At 67.7% G+C, this 19,759-nt stretch carries 18 protein-coding genes and 1 CRISPR repeat array; all 18 genes read left to right on the forward strand.

Annotation, left to right across the window (positions count from 1 at the left end; all coding sequences use genetic code 11):
• Positions 1-164 precede the first annotated feature (164 nt).
• Entirely contained in the window at positions 165-1,508 is a 1,344-nt protein-coding gene (locus ABEA67_RS02565; protein ID WP_345460413.1) for an ROK family transcriptional regulator, read from the forward strand.
• On the forward strand, positions 1,505-2,740 hold the full coding sequence (locus ABEA67_RS02570) for an ABC transporter substrate-binding protein (RefSeq protein ID WP_345460416.1): 1,236 nt from the start codon (positions 1,505-1,507) through the stop codon (positions 2,738-2,740). Before ABEA67_RS02565 ends, ABEA67_RS02570 begins: the two co-directional genes overlap by 4 nt.
• 126 nt (positions 2,741-2,866) lie before the next feature.
• The gene (locus tag ABEA67_RS02575; protein WP_345460419.1) at positions 2,867-3,958 is read left to right on the forward strand and encodes a carbohydrate ABC transporter permease; all 1,092 of its coding nucleotides are present in this window, start codon (positions 2,867-2,869) and stop codon (positions 3,956-3,958) included.
• A 55-nt stretch (positions 3,959-4,013) separates the two neighbouring features.
• A complete protein-coding gene (locus ABEA67_RS02580; protein WP_345460422.1) occupies positions 4,014-4,880 on the forward strand; it encodes a carbohydrate ABC transporter permease in 867 nt (288 codons plus the stop codon).
• Positions 4,881-5,113: 233 nt separating this feature from the next.
• On the forward strand, positions 5,114-6,280 hold the full coding sequence (locus ABEA67_RS02585) for a sensor histidine kinase (RefSeq protein WP_345460425.1): 1,167 nt from the start codon (positions 5,114-5,116) through the stop codon (positions 6,278-6,280).
• Positions 6,281-6,383: 103 nt separating this feature from the next.
• A CRISPR array of direct repeats spans positions 6,384-6,783; the repeat unit is 37 nt; unit sequence GTTTCAATCCTCAGCCCACCCGAAGGCGGGCTGCAAC.
• Between the two features lie 353 nt (positions 6,784-7,136).
• A complete protein-coding gene (locus ABEA67_RS02590; RefSeq protein WP_345461776.1) occupies positions 7,137-7,472 on the forward strand; it encodes an NADH-quinone oxidoreductase subunit A in 336 nt (111 codons plus the stop codon).
• Positions 7,473-7,590: 118 nt separating this feature from the next.
• Positions 7,591-8,127 (forward strand): NuoB/complex I 20 kDa subunit family protein, encoded by a 537-nt coding sequence (locus tag ABEA67_RS02595; protein ID WP_345460428.1) that lies wholly within the window; start codon positions 7,591-7,593, stop codon positions 8,125-8,127.
• Positions 8,128-8,138: 11 nt separating this feature from the next.
• Positions 8,139-8,768, forward strand: a complete 630-nt coding sequence (locus ABEA67_RS02600; protein ID WP_345461779.1) for an NADH-quinone oxidoreductase subunit C — start codon at positions 8,139-8,141, stop codon at positions 8,766-8,768.
• A gap of 96 nt (positions 8,769-8,864) precedes the next feature.
• Positions 8,865-10,076, forward strand: coding sequence for an NADH dehydrogenase (quinone) subunit D (gene nuoD, locus ABEA67_RS02605; protein WP_345460431.1), 1,212 nt, complete (start codon positions 8,865-8,867; stop codon positions 10,074-10,076).
• A complete protein-coding gene (locus tag ABEA67_RS02610; protein WP_345460434.1) occupies positions 10,073-10,537 on the forward strand; it encodes a hypothetical protein in 465 nt (154 codons plus the stop codon). Before nuoD ends, ABEA67_RS02610 begins: the two co-directional genes overlap by 4 nt.
• 2 nt (positions 10,538-10,539) lie before the next feature.
• On the forward strand, positions 10,540-11,154 hold the full coding sequence (gene nuoE / locus ABEA67_RS02615) for an NADH-quinone oxidoreductase subunit NuoE (protein ID WP_345460437.1): 615 nt from the start codon (positions 10,540-10,542) through the stop codon (positions 11,152-11,154).
• Positions 11,151-12,491: an NADH-quinone oxidoreductase subunit NuoF gene (gene nuoF / locus ABEA67_RS02620; RefSeq protein WP_345460440.1), complete on the forward strand. Its 1,341-nt coding sequence runs from the start codon at positions 11,151-11,153 to the stop codon at positions 12,489-12,491. Before nuoE ends, nuoF begins: the two co-directional genes overlap by 4 nt.
• A 109-nt stretch (positions 12,492-12,600) precedes the next feature.
• Positions 12,601-14,781, forward strand: coding sequence for an NADH-quinone oxidoreductase subunit NuoG (gene nuoG / locus ABEA67_RS02625; RefSeq protein WP_345460443.1), 2,181 nt, complete (start codon positions 12,601-12,603; stop codon positions 14,779-14,781).
• 102 nt (positions 14,782-14,883) lie between these two features.
• Positions 14,884-16,050 carry an NADH-quinone oxidoreductase subunit NuoH gene (gene nuoH, locus ABEA67_RS02630; RefSeq protein WP_345460446.1) on the forward strand — a complete coding sequence of 389 codons (1,167 nt, stop codon included), beginning with the start codon at positions 14,884-14,886 and terminating at the stop codon, positions 16,048-16,050.
• A 141-nt stretch (positions 16,051-16,191) separates the two neighbouring features.
• Positions 16,192-16,731: an NADH-quinone oxidoreductase subunit NuoI gene (nuoI, locus tag ABEA67_RS02635; RefSeq protein WP_345460449.1), complete on the forward strand. Its 540-nt coding sequence runs from the start codon at positions 16,192-16,194 to the stop codon at positions 16,729-16,731.
• Positions 16,732-16,849: 118 nt separating this feature from the next.
• Positions 16,850-17,443, forward strand: a complete 594-nt coding sequence (locus ABEA67_RS02640; protein ID WP_345460452.1) for an NADH-quinone oxidoreductase subunit J — start codon at positions 16,850-16,852, stop codon at positions 17,441-17,443.
• Complete coding sequence (nuoK, locus tag ABEA67_RS02645; protein WP_129119405.1) at positions 17,443-17,745, forward strand: NADH-quinone oxidoreductase subunit NuoK; 303 nt, start codon at positions 17,443-17,445, stop codon at positions 17,743-17,745. The genes ABEA67_RS02640 and nuoK overlap by 1 nt, the downstream gene beginning before the upstream one ends.
• A 7-nt stretch (positions 17,746-17,752) precedes the next feature.
• Positions 17,753-19,687 carry an NADH-quinone oxidoreductase subunit L gene (gene nuoL, locus ABEA67_RS02650; protein ID WP_345460455.1) on the forward strand — a complete coding sequence of 645 codons (1,935 nt, stop codon included), beginning with the start codon at positions 17,753-17,755 and terminating at the stop codon, positions 19,685-19,687.
• The last annotated feature ends 72 nt before the right edge of the window (positions 19,688-19,759 follow it).

The following is a 19,759-nucleotide window of genomic DNA, read 5'->3' on the forward strand; positions in this document are numbered from 1 at the left end:
AGACCTTCCGGCCCGCTTCATGGGTGGCTTCCTGACCGGGGGAGTTAATTAGTTCATTTGACAAACAAAATTGGCGAGGCGCACCATGAGGGCCTCAATCAGGTTTCCCCGTCCGCCGCTGGCGGCTTTTCCCCGGTCCCTTCCCGCTTTCCGGAGTTGGTGTGATGTCTTCTGCTGCCCTGCCTGACACCCTGGACCTGGCCGCGATTCGCGCGCGCCATACGCTGCTGCTGCTGAACCGGCTGTGGCAGGGCGACCGGGCGCGGGTGGACCTGGCGCGGGAGCTGGGGCTGTCGCGCAGCGCCATCAGCTCCATCGTGACCGAGCTGCTGGAGGCAGGCCTGGTGCAGGAGGTGGGGCCGCGGCTCAGCGGGTGCGCCGGGGGCCAGGGCAGCGGGGGCAAGAGCGGGAGCGGGCAGGTGGGCCGCCGCGCCACCCTGCTGGCCCTGAATGCCCGCGCCGCGGCCCTGCTGGCCGTGGACCTGGGGGCCAGCCACGCGCGGGTCGACCTGCTGGACCTGCGCTGCACCACGCTGGCGAGCCGCACTGCCCAACACGACATCCTGCGCGGCCCGGCGGCCACCTACGCGCTGCTCTCACGCCTCGCGCGGGCCGTGCTGGCCGAGGCAGGGGTGCCCCGCGAGCAGGTGGCGGGCGTCGGCGCGGGCGTACCCGGCCCGGTGGATCACGCTACCGGCTGCGTGGTGCAGCCCCCCAACATGCCCGGCTGGGACGGCGAGAACGTGATGGCGGGGCTGGAGGAGGCCCTCGGCCTGCCCACCCGCGTGGACAACGATGCGAACCTGGGGGCGCTGGCCGAGACGCGCTTCGGTGCCCACCGGGGGGCCTCGGATCTCATCTATGTGAAGGCCGCGACGGGCATCGGGGCGGGCGTGTTGCTGGGGGGGCGGCTGCACCGGGGCGTGCGGGGCGGCGCGGGCGAGATCGGGCACATCAGCATCAACGAGCAGGGGCCGGTGGGCCGCAGCGGCAATCCCGGCAGTCTGGAAAGCTACGCGGCGGCGCAGGTGCTGGTCGAGACGGCCAGAACGCGCCGCGCCGCGGGCACGCCCTCCACGCTCCCCGACCCCCTCACGCTCGCGGACCTGCTGGCCCACGCGGGCACGGACCCCCTCGCCCGCGCGGTCTGGGCCGAGGCGGGGCATCACCTCGGCGTGGCGATCAGCACCGCGCTGAACCTCTTTAACCCCAGCGCCGTCGTGATCGGCGGGCGGCTGGCGCAGGCGGGCGAGGTATTTCTGCACCCCCTGCGCGAGAGTGCGCTCAGCCGCACCATGCGGATCAACGCGGGCGGTACCCGCATCGACCTCAGCACGCTGGGTGCGGACGCTGGGGTGCTGGGCGCGGGCGCGATGCTGCTCGACCACCTCTTCACGCCGCTCGGCCTGCGCCACCTCTACCGGGTCGCCGGGTCGGGCCGGGGGCCACCACAGACCCCGTCCGCCGCCCCGCTCCCGCTTCCCCACTCCCCCGGAGGAACCCTATGAAAAAAGCTCTTCTTATCGCCGCCGCCCTCGCCGTCACGTCCACCGCCGCCGCCGCGGGCAGGCTCGAAATCTTTTCCTGGTGGTCGGGCGACGAAGGTCCCGCCCTCGACGCCCTGGTCAAGCTCTACAAGCAGAAGTACCCCAGCGTGAACGTGGTCAACGCCACCGTCGCGGGCGGCGCGGGCACCAACGCCAAGGCGGTCCTCAAGACCCGCATGCTGGGCGGCACGCCCCCCGATTCCTTCCAGGTTCACGCCGGGCAGGAACTGATCGGCACCTGGGTGGTGGCGAACCGCATGGAAGACCTCAGCAGCCTCTTCAAGTCCGAGGGCTGGAACAAGGCGCTGCCGCAGGACGTGATCGACCTGATCTCCAGCAAGGGCGGCATCTGGAGCGTGCCCGTCAACGTCCACCGCAGCAACGTTATGTGGTACAACCCCGCCAAGCTCAAGGCCTGGGGCGTGACCCCGCCCAAAACCTGGACCGAGTTCCTGACCACCTGCTCCAAGCTCAAGGCCAAGGGTGTGACCGCGCCGCTGGTCGTCGGTGAGAACTGGACCCAGCAGCACCTCTGGGAAAACGTGATGATCGGGACGCTGGGGCCGCAGGGCTGGAAGGACCTGTGGGCCGGGAAGCTCAAGTTCACCGACCCGCGCGTCTTGCAGGGCTTCACCAACTTCGGCAAGGTGATGGACTGCGCCAACAAGGACGCCAGCGGCCTGAGCTGGCAGCAGGCCTCCGACCGCATCGCGGACGGCACCAGCGCCTTCAACATCATGGGCGACTGGGCGGCCGGGTACTTCACCACCACCAAGAAGCTCAAGCCCAACACCGGCTTCGGCTGGACCACCACGCCCGGCACCAGCGGCACCTTCGTGATGCTGGCCGACTCCTTCGGGCTGCCCAAGGGGGCCAAGGACCGCGCCGAGGCGATCAACTGGCTCAAACTGCTGGGGAGCCGAGCTGGGCAGGACACCTTCAACCCCCTCAAGGGCAGCATCGCCGCCCGCACCGACTCCGACCTGAGCAAGTACAACACCTACAGCAAGAGCGCCGCCGCCGACTGGAAGAAGAACAAGATCGTGGGCAGCATGGTCCACGGCGCAGTCGCTCCCGAGAGCTTCACGAGTGCGTTCGGGGCCATCATCGACCAGTTCGTCGCCAGCAAGAACGCGCAGGGCGCTGCCGCCGCCGCACAGCAGCTCGCGGACCGCGCGGGCATCGGCAAGTAAGAGCCGGGACGTGGTGCGCGGTAGGCGGTACGCGGTGCAGGTTCCCGCGCACTGCGTACCGCGCACCGCTGACCAGAAAGGAGGTGACCCCACCTGAAACGCCTCTCCCGTGACCGCTTATGGTCCATGCTGGTGCTGCTGCCCAGCATCCTGCTGCTGGCCGTGTTCGTCTACGGCTTTATTGGGCGCACCGTGTACGTCAGTCTGACCGACTGGGGCAACGACCCCGCGCAGGCGCTGGCGACCAACCCCATCATCCGCTGGGTGGGCCTCGCCAACTATCAGGACCTCTTTACCGGTTTCCTGCAACTGCGCTTCCGGCAGGAACTGGTCAACACCATCTTCTTCACGCTGTTCTTCATCCTGGGCTGCCTGGGGCTGGGGCTGGGCCTGGCGCTGATCCTCGACCGTAACCCGAAGGGCGAGGGGCTGTGGCGCACCATCTTCCTGTTCCCGATGAGCCTGAGTTTTATCGTGACCGGCACCATCTGGCGCTGGATGCTGCAACCGCAGGGGGGCCTGAACCAGTTCCCCACGGTGCTGGGGTTGCCTGCCGGGTCCTTCGGCTGGCTGAGCAGTACGGGTGCCATCTGGAAGTTCGACTGGAACAAGCTGCCGCTGCTGACGGCGGGTGTCGTCGCGCTGGTGCTGGTGTGGGTGGCGGTGCGCGCGGCCCGTGCCGGGGACCGCACCCGGACCATCGTTGCCGGGCTGTGCGCCGCGCTGCTGCTGGGCTGGGCACTGTTCGTCGGGCCGAACGTCAAGCTGCTGCCCGCGCCGGAACCGCACGGCTTCAACCTCGCCCTGATCGGCATCATCCTCGCCGCCGTGTGGCAGATGAGCGGCTACACGATGGCGCTGTATCTGGCCGGGCTGCGCGGCATTCCCGAGGAACTGCGCGAGGCAGCGCGGGTGGACGGCGCGAACGACTTCGGCATGTACCGCCACGTCATCTTCCCGCTGCTGGCCCCCATCACGCTCAGCGCGATGATCATCCTGGGGCACATCAGCCTCAAGATCTTCGACCTGGTGTACGCGATGGCCGGGCCGGACAACACCTACACCAGCGTGCCCGCGCTGAACATGTACCTCACCTCCTTCCGCCAGAACCAGTTCGCGCTGGGTGCGGCGATCGGCACCATCCTGCTGATTCTGGTGGCGTTCGTGATCGTGCCGTACCTCAGCAGCGCGTTCCGCGGTGAGGAGGGCCACGCATGAAGCGGGGCGCAGAAGGCAGCAGGCAGAGGGCAGAAGGCCCGGGGGAGGCCCGTCCATGACCACCACCGTTCCCGCCTCCACCGTGCAGCCCGCCCCCGCCTCCCGCAAGACGGGCCTGGGCCGGATTGGTCTGTACGTCTTGCTGGTGATCGCCGCGCTGTTTTTCCTGCTGCCGATCTACCTGCTGGTAGCGACGGCCCTCAAGACGCCGGACGCCATCAATCTGGCGACGACCTGGCAGTGGCCGCGCGCCCTGAACTGGGCCAGCTTCGCGGATGCCTGGGCCAAGATCGGCGGCAACGTCGGCAACAGCCTGTTTCTGGCCGTCGTGTCCACCATCCTGGCCGCATTTCTGGGGTCGCTGAACGGCTACGCGCTGTCCAAGTGGCAGTTTCGCGGTGCGAACATCCTCTTCGCGCTGATGCTGTTCGGGATGTTCATTCCCTATCAGGCGGTGCTGATTCCGCTGTTCCAGTTCGTCAAGTCGCTGGGGCTGTACGGCAGCATCTGGGGACTGATCCTGGCGCACGTCGTGTACGGCCTGCCGATTACCACCCTGATCTTCCGCAACTACTACGCCGAGGTGCCCGACGCGCTGGTGGAGGCCGCCACGATTGACGGCGCGGGCTTCTGGAGCATTTACCGCCAGGTGATCCTGCCGCTGAGCGTGCCCGCCTTCGTGGTGGTGGTGATCTGGGAGTTCACGCAGGTCTGGAACGAGTTCCTGTTCGCGGCCACGCTGACCAACACCACCTCGCAGCCCGTCACCTACGCGCTGTCGCAACTGGCGGGCGGGCAGGCGGTGAGCTGGAACCTGCCGATGGCGGGCGCGATTCTGGCGGCGCTGCCCACCCTGCTGGTGTACATCCTGCTGGGGCGCTACTTCGTGCGCGGCCTGCTGGCCGGGAGCGTCAAGGGGTAGGAGAGGAGACCGCTACATTCTTTCCGGCGCGCCGCCTGGGTTCGGGGGCGCGCTTTTTGCTGCCGTTGCAGGGTGACACGAATTCCGGTGGAGCAGGTATGCCCTCCCTGCGAAACCCGGCTGCAAGGAGCAGGAACAAGGACGGCTTCCGGAACGGCTGGGGCCGGAGTCCCTATGATGTGGCATATCTGACGTCCCGGACTGGGCGGCGACAGTAGACTGCTCGGCACCTCATGCCCAGTGCCGACTTTCAGGTGGCTCCTTCCCCAGTGGTATTCGTGGTGTCCCACGACCGCGCGCGGGCCGACCTGCTCGCGCCCGCCCTGGGGCAGGCCCAGGTCCACGCCATCCCCGACGCCGAGACGTTGCTGCGCGAGGCCCACGTCCATCCGCCCGCGGTGGCGCTGCTGTATGCCGATACGCGCGGCGTGCCGCTGGCCGAGGTGCTGCCGCTGCTGCGTCAGCGCGCCGAGCTGGCGGGCACCCAGTGGATCGGGGTGGGCAGCGCGGGGCTGGGGGCGCTGCTCGCGGCGGGCGCGGACGCCCTGGTCAGCGACGCCACGGCCCCGGATGCCCTGGCCCTCCAGGTGCGCAACCTGCTGACCCGTGCCGGGCAACACCGCGAGCTGGAGGGCCGGATTGCCCAGCTTCAGCGCCGCCTGGACGACTGGGAGCACGAGGAGCGCGTGCGCGACCAGCTCGTGCATATGCTCGTCCACGACCTCAAAAATCCCATCGCCGCCGTGATGGGCCTGCTGGAAGTGGTCGGGGACGACGACCGTGTGCCCGACGACAGCCGCGAACTGGTCAAGGTCGCCCGAGACGAGACGCAGCACCTGCTGCACCTCGCCGTCAACATGCTTGATGTCCGCAAGATTCAGGCGGGCAAGATGAACCTGCGTCCCGAACTGGTCTTCAGCCCGATGTTCGAGGAGGTGATCGAGCAGGCGCGCGGCGACGTGGGCAGCGGCCTGCGCGAGCGCCACATGCGGGTGGAGGTCGCCCCCGGCCTCAGCCCCACCCGCGCCGACCCCGAGATCCTGCGCCGCGTGCTGGCCAACCTCATCAGCAACGCCATGAAGCACACCACCACCGGCGGCGTGATTCAGGTCAAGGTCTGGCAGGAGGGTGACGAAACGCGCGTCCTGGTCTGTGACGATGGCGAGGGCATTCCCGCCGAGGACCTGCCCAACCTGTTCGCCGCCTTCGAGCAGTCCCGCCTGACCCTGCATGGCCGCTTCGATACCGGCATGGGCCTGGCCTTTTGCAAGCTGGCCGTCGAGGAACACGGTGGCCACATCTGGGCCGAGTCCGAACGGGGCCGGGGGTCGACCTTCACCTTCACCCTCCCCCTGGCCCAGGACAGCGACGAGGAAGATTTCGTCGAGCTGCTGAGTTAGGGAAGGGGGAGGTAGACCAGGGGCCGCTGTATCTGCTGCGTTAGCCCACCCGAAGGCGGGCTGCAGCCGAACCGAGTCGGCAGGACACCGCACCAAGACCGGTGTTTCAATCCTCAGCCCACCCAAAGGCAGGCTGCAACCCAGGCCCTCGTCGCCGGTCAGGCGGAAAGTGCGGTTTCAATCCTCAGCCCACCCGAAGGCGGGCTGCAACCCAGGCGCGGTTCTTGTCCTCCGCCTCGACGTCCTGTTTCAATCCTCAGCCCACCCGAAGGCGGGCTGCAACGCAAGCGGCCCATCTGTCAGGGGGATGACAGCAGAGGTCATGTTTCAATCCTCAGCCCACCCGAAGGCGGGCTGCAACGGAGCATGTTCGGGTCGGCGTGCCAGCGGGCGTTTCAATCCTCAGCCCACCCGAAGGCGGGCTGCAACGAAACTGACGCCCGAGCGCCGCAATGCCAGGGCCGGTGTTTCAATCCTCAGCCCACCCGAAGGCGGGCTGCAACAGTAGTGTTGCTTTTTTGCGTTGAGAGCGCAACTTTCCTGCCCGGAAGCGCGAACGTACCCGCAGATGGAGGACCACTCCAGCGCCCTCCCCGCTCGCGGATGGGTTTGCTGGCGCTGCACCTCTCTTTTGGGGGAGCGCGAACCCCCCAGGGTTCCGGCGCTGCGTGACGTTCGCGCTCCCCCAAACGCTTTTCCGTGCTAGAACTGTGGCGTACCACAAGTCGGTTGCAGATTCGGTTCGTCAGGCCCGCATCTCTTTTTTTCACTGCTTTCGTGCGTTTTTTCACAAGCTGTGTCAGAAAGAGGCGAGGGCAGAAGGGAGACTCCCATCGAGTACGCGAATTTCGTGATCATGCTGCTGGTCGCGCTGGGCATCGGGGTGCTGGCGGTCGTCGCCAGTGCGCTGCTAGGGCCGAAAAAGGCCACGCGCGCCAAGCTGATGGCCTACGAGAGCGGCAACGACCCCGAGGGCGGTGGCGTGGGCACCGGCCAACGCTTCCCGGTGCATTTCTACCTGGTCGCCATGCTGTTCATCGTCTTCGACATCGAGACGGCCTTTTTCTACCCCCTCGCGGTGGCGTACCAGAAGCTGGTGCCCTTCGCCTTCTGGGAAGCGGTGACGTTCGTGGGGCTACTGCTGGTGGGGTACTTCTACATCCTGAAAAAAGGGGTGCTGGAATGGGCGTGAGGGATGCAGAAAGCAGAAGGCGGAAGGCTGATGGCCGAGGAACTTTTTGCCTTCTGCCATCAGCCTTCCGCCCTCTGCAACAACTGGACTTGCAAAGCCGCGAAGCGGAGGCTTGCACATGGCCCTGAAGGAACTCTTCGACCGCGACTGGCAGGAACTCGAATCCGAGGGGGTCCTCTTCAGCAGTCTGGAAAAGCTGGTGGCGTGGGGGCGCAGCAACAGCCTGTGGCCCGCGACCTTCGGGCTGGCGTGCTGCGCCATCGAGATGATGAGCAGCACCGATGGGCGCAACGACCTCAGCCGCTTCGGCTCGGAGGTGTTCCGCGCCTCGCCGCGGCAGGCAGACGTGATGATCGTGGCCGGGCGGCTTTCCAAGAAGATGGCCCCGATCATGCGCCGGGTCTACGACCAGATGCCCGATCCCAAGTGGGTGATCAGCATGGGGGCCTGCGCGAGTTCGGGCGGCATGTTCAACAACTACGCCATCGTGCAGAACGTGGACCATGTGGTGCCGGTGGACGTGTTCGTGCCCGGTTGCCCGCCCCGCCCCGAAGCCCTGATCTACGCCGTGATGCAGCTTCAGAAAAAGGTGCGCGGCGAGGCCTACGACGAACGCAGCCAGGAACTCCCGATGGTGGAGGCGTGGACAAGGTGACGGGGACAGAGATGCCGGAACAGATCGTCGTCACCACGGCGGCGGGGACGGGCCGGGACGCGACCGCGCTGATGGCCGAACTCGGCCTGACCGCGGAGGGCGGCACCGAACCCACCGCCGCCCTCCCCCCCGAGCGGCTGCGCGAGGTGGCGCTGGCCCTCAAGGAACGCGGCTTCATGCTGATGGACACGGTGGGCGTGGATTACGGGGCCTACCCGGAGCGTCGGCCCGCCCGCTTCGCCGTCCTGCACAACGTCTACCACCCCGAGGACCACCGCCGCCTCTTCCTGCGGGTCTGGCTGGACGACGGGCAGCCGCTGGACAGCCTGTATCCCGTGTGGCGGGCGGCGAATTACCTGGAGCGCGAGGTGTACGACCTGCTGGGCGTGGAGTTCGTGGACCACCCCGACCTCCGCAAGATTCTGACGCCCGACGACCTCGAAGGCCACCCCCTGCGCAAGGATTTCCCCATCGGGGAGTCGCCCACGATGTTCCGCGAGGGCCGCTTTATCGACCCCGCCGCCTTCCGCGCAGGCCTCAGCGGCCAGAACGCGGGCCTGACCGGCTGGCGCGGCGAACTGCGCCGGGGCCAGGGCGAGGACCGCGTGCCGCCGGTGATGCCGGAAGGGGGGCCGAAGTGAGAAGGACAGGAGGTGGGGCGCAGTGCGCGGTGCGCAGAAAGGTTCTTTCACCGCGTCCTGCGTCCCGCGTACCGCGCACCCCCCGGAGGTCCCCCCATGACCGCTGAACCCCTCACTCCCCCGGCCGGCGGTGCCCTGCTGCACACCGAAATCATGAGCCTGAACGTGGGGCCGCAGCATCCCTCCACGCACGGCGTGCTGCGGCTGGTGGTGGACATGGACGGCGAGTACGTCCGCCGGGTCACGCCGCACATGGGCTACCTGCACACGGGGTTCGAGAAGACCTTCGAGCACCGGACCTACCACCAGGGCGTGACCTACGCGCCGCGCACCGATTACCTGCACTGCTTCGGCCACGAACTCGCCTACGTGCTGAGCGTGGAAAAGCTCCTCTCGGCCGAGGTGCCGGAGCGGGCCACCACCATCCGCGTGATTCTGCACGAGCTGGGGCGCATCCACTCCCATCTGGTGTTTGTCGGAACGGGCCTGCTTGACCTCGGCGCGCTGACGCCCTTCTTCTACGCCTTCCGTGAAAAGGAGGCGTTGCAGGACCTGTTCGAGGCGGTATGTGGCTACCGGATGAATCAGGGCTACTTCCGGGTGGGCGGCCTCGCGCGCGATGTCCCGGAAGACTGGCCCGCCCGCGTCGCCGCCTTCCTCGACCCCTTCGAGCGTGGCGTGGACGAGTACGAGACGCTGTTTGCCAGGAACCCGATTTTCCTCGACCGGGCGACCGGCGTCGGCGTGATTCCGCGTGATGTGGCGATTGACCTGGGGCTGACCGGGCCGAACCTGCGGGCCTCCGGCGTGCCCCTCGACAACCGCAAGGCGAACCCCTACTGCGGCTACGAGACCTACGATTTCGAGGTGCCCTACTCCACGGCTGGAGACAGTCTGGCCCGCTTCCAGCTCCGACTGATGGAGTTCCGGGAGAGCGCGAAGATTGTCCGGCAGGCACTGAAGCGCCTCACGCCCGGCCCCATCAAGGACCCCAACCGCAAGATTTCGCTGCCGCCGCGCCCCGAACTCGAAACCAGCATGGAGGCGGTCATCCACCACTTCAAGCTGGTGACGGAGGGCTTTCACCCGCCTGTAGGCGAGGTCTACGTGCCCACCGAATCGGCCCGCGGCGAGGTCGGCTACTACATCGTGTCGGACGGCGGCTCGATGCCCTACCGCGTCAAGATTCGCGCGCCCAGCTTCGTGAACCTGCAAGCCCTGGAGTACGCCTGCGTGGGCGCGCAGTTCGCGGACCTGATCACGATTCTGGCGACGATTGACCCGGTGCTGGGGGATGTGGATAGGTGAGCCATCTCAGTGTCACGGGTTCGGACGTGAGGCGTGATTTGCTTTCTGATCTCCTCTTGGGAGGCGTGCCTGGAGTGGTGCTCCTGTGCTACTCCGCCGCAGTCGTGAGCGGCAGCTTCGTGGTGTTGGGGCAAGCGCCGTTGAAGGGCTGGGGCTGGGCTGCGCTGATGTTCCTGGCCGGAACGCTGGGCATACTCGCCTGCCTTTCGCTCCTCGCCGTGCTGCTGCGGTTTGCTCAGGGGACCCAGGCATCGCTCAAGCCCCGAATGGCCGCCTCCTTGCGCTGGGGTTTGGTGATGGGCATGGTCCTGGCCGCTGCTGTGATCCTCCTGCTCGTGTTCGACCTCTTCCAAAGGGAAACGGGCGTGGACGGCACCACGGCGCTGATCTGCGCGTTGTTTCTCGCTCCCGCTGTGGTTGCGGCCAAGTACATCCGGGTACTTCAAAAGGTTGGAGGCTAGGCTTGACCTACTTCGCAGACAAACAACTCCTCGTCACCGACATCTTCAGCCGCTACCCTGCCACTCCGCAGGGCCGCCGCTCGGCGCTGATGCCGCTGCTGCGGGAAGTGCAGGACGCGCTGGGGTACGTGTCGGAAGCGCACATGGCCGAAATTGCCAGGCTGTGCGGCACGACCGCCACCGAGGTCCGCTCCGTCATGAGCTTCTATTCCACCTACCATACGCTGCCGACCGGGCGGTACCACCTCCAGGTCTGCTCGACGCTGATGTGCGCGCTGGCGGGCAGTGATGAGCTGTGGGACCACCTCGTCTCGGTGCTGGACGTGCAGCCGGGCGAGGTGACGGCGGACGGACGCTTCAGCGTGCAGAAGGTGGAATGCCTCGGCTCCTGCGGGACGGCCCCGGTAGTGCAACTGAACGACGAGGGCTATTACGAGCAGGTCACCCGGACGAAGTGTGACCGCCTGCTTGCCGCCATGCGCGCCGATGCCCCGCCCCCACCCGACAACCCCGTCCCTGTCACCGTGCGGGAAGACGGGCGGCAGATGACGGCCAAGGGGGAGCGGGTCGGGGCCAGCATCCACGACCTCGCCCCACTCGCCGGAGGTGAAGCGTGACCGTCGCGGAACCCGCCCCCAAACCCATCACCAGCGGCAAGGACCCCCGCTTTGCCCCCACCCTCTACGCCCACGTCGGGCAGCCGGAAAGCTGGACGCTCGACTACTACCAGCGTCACGGGGGGTATCAGGCGGTGCGCCGGGCCTTTGCGATGGGACCGGACGCCGTCATCGAGGAAGTCAAGAAATCGGGCCTGCGCGGGCGCGGCGGCGCGGGCTTCGCCACCGGGCTGAAGTGGTCCTTCATGCCGCTGAACGACGGCAAGCAGCACTACATCATCTGCAACGCCGACGAGTCCGAGCCGGGCAGCTTCAAGGACCGCTATCTGCTGTCGGAAGACCCGCACCAGCTCATTGAGGGGATGCTGATCGGCGGCTACGCCATGCGTGCCTCGGTGGGCTACATCTACATTCGCGGAGAGTACGTCCACGCCGCCGAGCGGGTGTGGGCCGCCATCCACGAGGCGCGGGCGGCGGGCCTCCTCGGCAAGAACGTGCTGGGCAGCGGCTTCGACTTCGACCTGCAAGTCCACCGGGGGGCCGGGGCGTACATCTGCGGCGAGGAAACCGCGCTGATGAACTCCCTGGAAGGGCTGCGCGCCAACCCGCGCCTCAAGCCGCCCTTTCCCGCCGCCGCCGGGCTGTACGGGATGCCCACCACCATCAACAACGTCGAAACCTTCTGCGCGGCCACCCAAATCCTGAAGTACGGCGCGGACTGGCACGCCCGCATGGGCACCGAGAAGAGCAAGGGCATGAAGCTCTTCCAGATTTCCGGCCCGGTGCGCCGCCCCGGCGTGTACGAACTCCCGCTGGGCACCACCTTCCGCGAACTCATCTACGACTGGGCAGGCGGCCCGCTGGAGGACATCAAGGCCGTCATTCCCGGCGGCTCCAGTTGCCCGATGCTCCCCTGGGACGACAAGACGCTGGACACGCCGATGGACTACGAGAGCGTGGCCGCCGCTGGCTCCATGCTCGGCACGGGCGGCGTCACCCTGGTTCCCCGCGCCGACTGCATCGTGAACGTCACCTGGAATTTGGTGCGCTTCTACGGGCACGAGTCCTGCGGCAAATGCACGCCCTGCCGCGAGGGCATCAGCGGCTGGATGGTGCGGATGTACGAGAAGCTCGTGCGCGGCCACGGTCAGCCCAGCGACGTGCAACTGATCCTCGACATGAGCGACAACATCGGCGGCCGGAGCTTCTGCGCCCTCGCGGACGCCTGCCTGGGGCCGGTGCTGAGCAGCATCAAGCTCTTCCGCGAGGAATACGACGTGCTGGCGCAGACCGGGCAGGCGATGTATTCGGCGCGGTCGCGGTGGAGGGAGTCGTAATGCAGATGGCAGAAAGCAGATGGCAGATGGTGAAGGGAGCTGAAGCAAAGGCGTTCATGGCCTTCTGCCTTCTGCCTTCGGCCATCTGCGCCCGCCCCAAGGAGCAACCATGAAAGTCGTTGTCGACGGCATCCCCCTCGACCTCCCGGCGGGCACCAGCGGCATCGACGCCGTGTTCGCCGCCGGGCGGGACGTGCCGTATTTCTGCGCGCACAGTTACCTCTCGCCGGTGGGCGCGTGCCGGATGTGCCTGGTGGAATCCGGCTCGCCGCGCAAGGGCAAGGACGGGAACTTCGAACTGGACGAGAGCGGCCAGCCCAAAATTTTCTGGTTCCCCAAGCCGATGGCGGCCTGCACGATGCAGGCGACCGACGGGATGCATATCCGCACCGCCAAGACCTCGGACGTGGTGGCGAAGGCGCAGGCGGGCATGATGGAGTTCACCCTCCTGAACCACCCGCTCGACTGCCCCACCTGCGACAAGGGCGGCGCGTGCGAGCTGCAAGACCGCGCCTTCGAGTACGGCTACGGCGCGAGCCGCTTCGGCTTCGACCGCCGCCACGCCGACAAGCATTACCCGCTCTCCGACTTCGTGATTCTCGACCAGGAGCGCTGCATCCACTGCAAACGCTGCGTGCGTTACTTCGAGGAAGTGCCGGGCCAGGAGGTGCTGGACTTCATCGAGCGCGGCGGCCACACCTTTATCGACACGGAGGAAGGTGGCCTGCCCACCGGCTTCCAGGGCAACATCACCGACATCTGTCCGGTGGGGGCGCTGCTGGACAACGTGGCCCGCTTCCGGGGCCGCAACTGGGAATACGACCACACGCCGACGACCTGCACCCTCTGCCCGGTCGGTTGCTCGATTACGGCCGACGCGCGCAATGGACGCCTGGAGCGCGTCGTCGCCCGCGAGAACCGCGAGGTGAACGAGGTCTGGATTTGCGACGCGGGCCGCTTCGGGCACGTCTTCGCCTCGGAGGACCGTCTGACCGTGCCGCTGGTGCGCGTGGACGGCGAATTGCGGCCTAGTGACTGGGACGGGGCCATTCTCGCCATCCGCCGCGGCCTGACCGGAATGAACCCAGCCGACCTCGCCCTGTACCTGAATGCCGACAGCACGCTGGAGGAGGGGGCGGCGCTGGAGACCCTCGCGGGGCTGACGGACACACCCTCGGTGGACCACTGGCCGCGCTACGCGGCGAACGTGGAGACGACTGCCACCCTGACGGACGTGGCGACTGCCGACGCTGTCATTGTGCTGGGCGCGGACCTGGGCGAGGAAGCCCCGGTGCTGGAACTGCGCGTGCTGGAGATGCTGCGCGGTGGCATCCTCCCGCCCGAGTTCCCGCACGGCACCGCGATTGCCGACCTGCGCCTGGTGGAACGCCCCACCCGCCACCCCGAACGCCTCGCGGTCATCGGTGGCGAGTCGCGGCTCTCGGCCCATGCCGGAATGCGCGTCTCCGCCAACGGGCACAACGCCCTCGCCCGGCTGATGAGGCCCGACACCGACGACCTGCGCGCGGCGGCAAAGCTCCTTGCGGAAGTGAAGAAGCCGGTGCTGATTCTCGGCGCGGACGTGCTGAACACCGTCACGCGGGAGTTCACCGCGCAACTGGCCGACCTCGTGACCCGGACCGGCGCGAAAGTGCTGCCCATCTCCGCCGGGCCGAACAGCAAGGGGCTGGCGCACCTGAACCTCGTCCCGCGCGCCGGAGGCCTCGGCTATGACCGGCTGGAGGAGGCACGGGCGGCGTTCATCTCGCGGCTGGACCCCGCCACTCACGGTCTGCCAGGGCGCGCACGCGGCTTCACCATCGTCCACGACACGCACCTGACTGCTACGGCGCGGCTGGCCGATGTGGTCCTCCCCGCCGTCACCAACTACGAGAAGCGTGGGACGACCGTGAACCTCGAAGGCCGCCTCCTCCCGCTGCGGCAGGCGGCGCTGAGCGCGGGCGAGGGGGCCGACCTGATCCGCACGCTGACCGCGCTGGCCGAGGCGCTGGGCGTCCGCACCCGCATCCGCGGTCTGAAGTCGGCGCAGGCCCTCCTGGCGGACCGCCTGGGCGTAGACCTGACCGACCTGCCGGAGAGCGGCGTCATTCGCCCGCTAGGCGTGACGTTCACGGCCCCCGCCCTGCCACACACTCCGCAACTCTGGAAGGAGCGGATGCACGCCAACCCCGAGCGGCGCGGCAGCCGCGTGCCCGACCGCGCGGACCGCATCGCCACCTGGCAACTGACGGGACAGGACGGGGCACTGCCGGTGGGGGGGGACGACTGATGGGGGAGCGGTCAGCTTTCAGCCGTCAGCCATCAGCCAGGGAACGGGCCTTCTGCCTTCTGCCTTCTGCCACCTGCCTTCTGCCCTCCGAAGGAGTCCCCCATGCCTGACTGGCTCGCCCAGCTTCTCATTACCCTGCTCAAGGCCGTGCTGGTGGCCTTTGCGCTGCTGACGACCTTCGCGTACATGACCCTGATCGAGCGGCGGTTGCTGGCGCGGATGCAGATTCGCGTGGGGCCGAATCGCGTGGGGCCGGGTGGCCTGCTGCAACCGCTGGCGGACGCCATCAAGAGCATCTTCAAGGAGGACCTCAGCGTCACCCTGGCCGACAAGCTGGTGTACACGCTCGCGCCGATTGTCGCCATCGGCATGGCGCTGACGGCCTTTGGGGGGATTCCCGCTGGGCCGCCCCGCAGCCTGTTCGGGACCGACCCCTGGGTGTACCAGCTCGACGCGGGCATTCTTGCGCTGCTGGCGCTGACCAGCATGGGCGTCTACGGCATCTTTCTAGGCGGCTGGGCGTCGGGCAGCAAGTACCCGATTCTGGGCGGCCTCCGTTCCAGCGCGCAGATGATCAGTTACGAACTCGGCATGGGCCTGAGCGTCCTGGGCCTGCTGATGCTGGTGGGCAGCACGTCCTTCGTCCGCCTCGTGGAGTGGCAAGCCGCGAACGGGTGGTTGATTCTCTTTCAGGTGCTGGGCTTCGCGCTGTTTCTGGTCAGCTCCTTTGCCGAAACCAACCGCACGCCCTTCGACCTGCCCGAGGCCGAACAGGAACTCGTGGCCGGGTACCTGACCGAGTATTCCGCGATCAAGTGGGCGCTGTTTCAGATGGCCGAGTACGTGAACATGATCACCGCCTCCGCCATCATGGCGACCCTCTTTTTCGGTGGCTACCGGGGGCCGGTGTTCCTGGACGGTCTGATTCCCGGCATCTCCGGCTGGCCGATTATCTGGCTAGTCGTGAAAATCGCCTTCTTCCTGTTCCTGTTCATCTGGGTGCGCGCCACACTGCCCCGCCTGCGCTACGACCAACTCATGCGCTTCGGCTGGAAGCTGGTGCTGCCCGTCGCCCTCGCCAACACGCTAATGACCGCCGCCTTCCTCGCCTTCGGGCGCGGCGTGGGCCTGTGGCTGCTGGCCCTGCTGAGCCTCGCCGGACTGCTCCTCCTCTTCGCCCTGAGCGACCGCGTGCGCGCCCTGTGGAACACGCCCACGCAGCGCCGGGAAGCGGAAGGCGCGCGGGTTCGCCCGCTGGGGGGCGACTGATGGGGCGCAGCGACGGTCTGGACACGCAGTTTTCATTCAGGGCAGCCAGCGACCAGCAGCCAGCTTCCAGCCAGCGTGGGCTTTGGCCTTTGTCTGCTGTCTGCTGGCGGCTGGAAGCTGGCGGCTCCCCCGGAGGTTCACATGGGCGTTCTTGACATCGCCAAGGGCATGGGCGTCACCCTCGGCAAGCTCTTTCAGAAGCCGGTGACGGTCAGTTACCCGGAGCAGCGCGCGACGCTCCAGCCACGGTTTCGCGGGCGGCACGTCCTGACCCGCCATCCGGGGACCGGGCTGGAAAAGTGCATCGGCTGCTCGCTGTGCGCCGCCGTCTGCCCCGCCTACGCCATCTACGTGGAGGCCGCCGAGAACGACCCGCTGAACCCCACGAGTCCCGGCGAACGCTACGCGAAGGTCTACGAGATCAACATGCTGCGCTGCATCTTCTGCGGCCTGTGCGAGGAAGCCTGCCCGACCGGCGCGGTGGTCCTGGGCAACGAGTTCGAGATGGCCGACTACCGCTACCGCGACTTCGTGTACGGCAAGGAAGACATGCTCGTGAGCGTGGAAGGCTCCCTGCCCCAGCGCCGCGAGGCCGCCCGCACCGGCAAACCCGTCCGCCTCGGCTTCCAGGTGCCCCAGGGACCGAGGCCGGAACTGGAGGGGGTGGAGTACCCGAGATGAAGAGGCAGATGGCAGAAGGCCGATGGCAGAGGGCACCCCGCGCACCGCGCACCGCGTCCCGCCTCCCACAACCCACAACCCACAGCCCACAACCCACACCCACCCTACGGGTGCGCCCATGATCGCCTTCATCCTCCTGGGTGCCCTCGCGCTGGTCGGCGCGGTCATCACCGTCGCGGCGCGGAATGCGGTTCATGCGGCGCTGGGGCTGGTGGGCACGCTGCTGAGCGTGGCGGGGCTGTTTGCCAGCCTGAATGCGGGGTTTCTGGCGGCGACGCAGGTGATCGTGTACGCCGGGGCGATCATGGTGCTGTTCCTGTTCGTGATCATGCTGCTGAACGCGAACCAGCCGGTGCGCGGGCGTGACCCAGTGCCGTTCGTGCGGGAGCTGGCGGGTATCGGCGGGGTGGTGCTGGCGGGGGCTTTTGCGGTGCTGGCCTTCACCTACCGCGACCCGCGCTCGCTGGCGGAGGGGGCGGCGGCGTTGCGGGGCGGCAACGCGGGGCCGGTCGGGGAGGTGCTGCTGACGCGCTTCCTGCTGCCCTTCGAGGCGGTCAGCATCCTGCTGCTGGTGGCGATTGTGGGGGCCATTGCGCTGGTGCAGCGGCCCGTGCCGCAGCCCGACGGCGTGACGGATGCGGAGGGCGCGGCGCTGCCCACCTCGCCGGACCTCCAGACCGAAACCCTGGTGCCGGAAAGGGGGCGTGCCTGATGGCCCCCACCGCCTACTACGTCGCCCTGTCGGGCCTGCTCTTTGCCATCGGCATGATCGGCGTGCTGACGCGGCGCACCGCGATCATGATTTTCCTGTCGGTGGAGCTGATGCTCAACGCGGCGAACCTCGCGCTGGTGGCCTTTGCCCGCGCCTGGGGCGACCTGACCGCGCAGACCGCCGTCTTTATCGTGATGACGCTGGCCGCCGCCGAGGTGGCGATTGGCCTCGCCATCATCGTGTCCATCTTCCGCAAGCGCGAGACCACCAACGTGGACGACCTCGCCACCCTGAAAGGCTGAGTGGCGCGTGCCCCTGTACCTGCTCCCCCTCTTTCCGCTGCTCGGTTTCGCGCTGCTGATGCTGTTCCCGCGCCTGTTTCCCGGCCGGTCGGCGGGCTGGCTGGGGTCGGCCACGGTGCTGGCGAGCTTCGTCGTCGCCGTGCTGCGGTATCTCGGCCAGACGCAAACGCCCGCCCACGAGGTGCTGTGGACCTGGCTGCCCAACATGGCGCTCAACGCCAACCTCGCCGTCGGCTTCTACCTCGACCAGCTCAGCGCCCTGATGGCCCTGATCATCACCGGCGTGGGCTTCCTGATTCACCTCTATTCCATCAGCTACATGGGCCATGACCCCAAGTTCGCGCGCTTCTTCGCGTTCCTGAACTTCTTCGTGGCGATGATGCTGATCCTGGTGCTGGCCGACTCCTATCCCCTCATGTTCGTGGGGTGGGAAGGCGTGGGTATGGCCTCCTACCTGCTGATCGGCTTCTGGTTCAGCGGGCGCAACTCGGAGGCGTCCAACCGGGACCTCCGCGAGGCCAGCGACCGCGAGGGTGTCGCCAACTCCAACGCCGCCCGCAAGGCCTTCATCATGAACCGTATCGGGGACCTGGGGTTCATGCTGGGGATGTTCCTGCTGTACAAGCTGTACGGCACGCTGGTGATTCCCGAACTGGCCGGGCGGGTGGCGGGCGCGCAGGTGGCCCAGGCGGGCATTGAGCTGGCCTGCCTGTTCCTGCTGGTGGGCGCGGTGGGCAAGAGCGGCCAGCTTCCCCTGACGACCTGGCTGCCGGACGCGATGGCTGGCCCCACCCCTGTCTCAGCCCTCATCCACGCGGCCACGATGGTCACGGCGGGCGTGTATCTGATTGCCCGCAGCCACTTCCTGTACGACCTCGCGCCGACGGCCTCGACGTGGGTGGCTTGGGTGGGTGGCCTCACCGCGCTCTACGGGGCGCTGTCGGCCCTCAACCAGCACGACATCAAGAAAATCCTGGCGTATTCCACCGTCTCGCAGCTCGGGTACATGTTCATGGCGGTGGGCCTGCACGCCTACTCGGCGGGCGTGTTCCACCTGCTGACCCACGCCTTCTTCAAGGCGCTGCTGTTCCTGTCGGCGGGGGCCGTGATTCACGCCCTGCACGAGGAACAGGACGTGCGCGCGATGGGCGGGATGCGGAAGTTCATGCCCTTCACGCACGTGGCGGCGTTGATGGGCGTCCTCGCCATCTCGGGCATTCCCATCTGGAGCGGCTTTTTCAGCAAGGACGCGATCCTGGCCGCCGCCTTCACCGCTGACCCGCTGCTGTACGTGGTGGGACTGGGCGTGGCGCTGCTGACCGCCTTCTACATGGGCCGCTGGTACTTCCTGGTCTGGCGCGGCCCGTACCGTGGTGGAGCTGGCCGCGGCCACGTCGCCCACCCCCACGAGGCCGACGGGCTGATGAAGGTGCCGCTGGGCATCCTCGCCGCACTTGCCACCCTCGCCGGATTCCTGAATATCCCGGCCTTCCTGGGGGGCGGGCACGCTTTCGACACCTACCTGGGCCGCGCGATTCCCCTGCATCCGCACGAGATTCCGGTGGCGACCGAGTGGCTGCTGACCGCGCTGGCGGTCCTGGCGGGCGTCGGCGGCCTGCTGTGGGCGCTGGCCGAGCATCGCCGCCGCGCCCTGGCGAATGGGCCGCTGGGGCAGGCCAGCAGCAACGCGCTCTACCTCGACCGCGTGTACGACGGCCTGTTCAGCTTTCCCAGCCGCGCCATCGCGGAAGGGCTGGACGCGGTGGACCGGGGCGTGGACAGCACCCTGGGCGGAATTGCCCGCAACAGCGCCGCGCCCGGAGGCCTCTTTGCCCTCTGGCAGAGCGGCTTCGTGCGCGCTTATGCGGTGTCAATGCTGCTGGGAACGGCGCTGATTATCGGGTACTGGGCGCTGAAGACGATTGGGGGGGGTGGGTTGTGAGGGGGGCGCGGTACGCGGGACGCGGTGCGCGGGATGACGCCCCGGCTCTGCGCTCTTCTCTGGACCGTTTGA

The organism is Deinococcus carri (assembly GCF_039545055.1).
Classification (GTDB): Bacteria; Deinococcota; Deinococci; order Deinococcales; family Deinococcaceae; genus Deinococcus; species Deinococcus carri.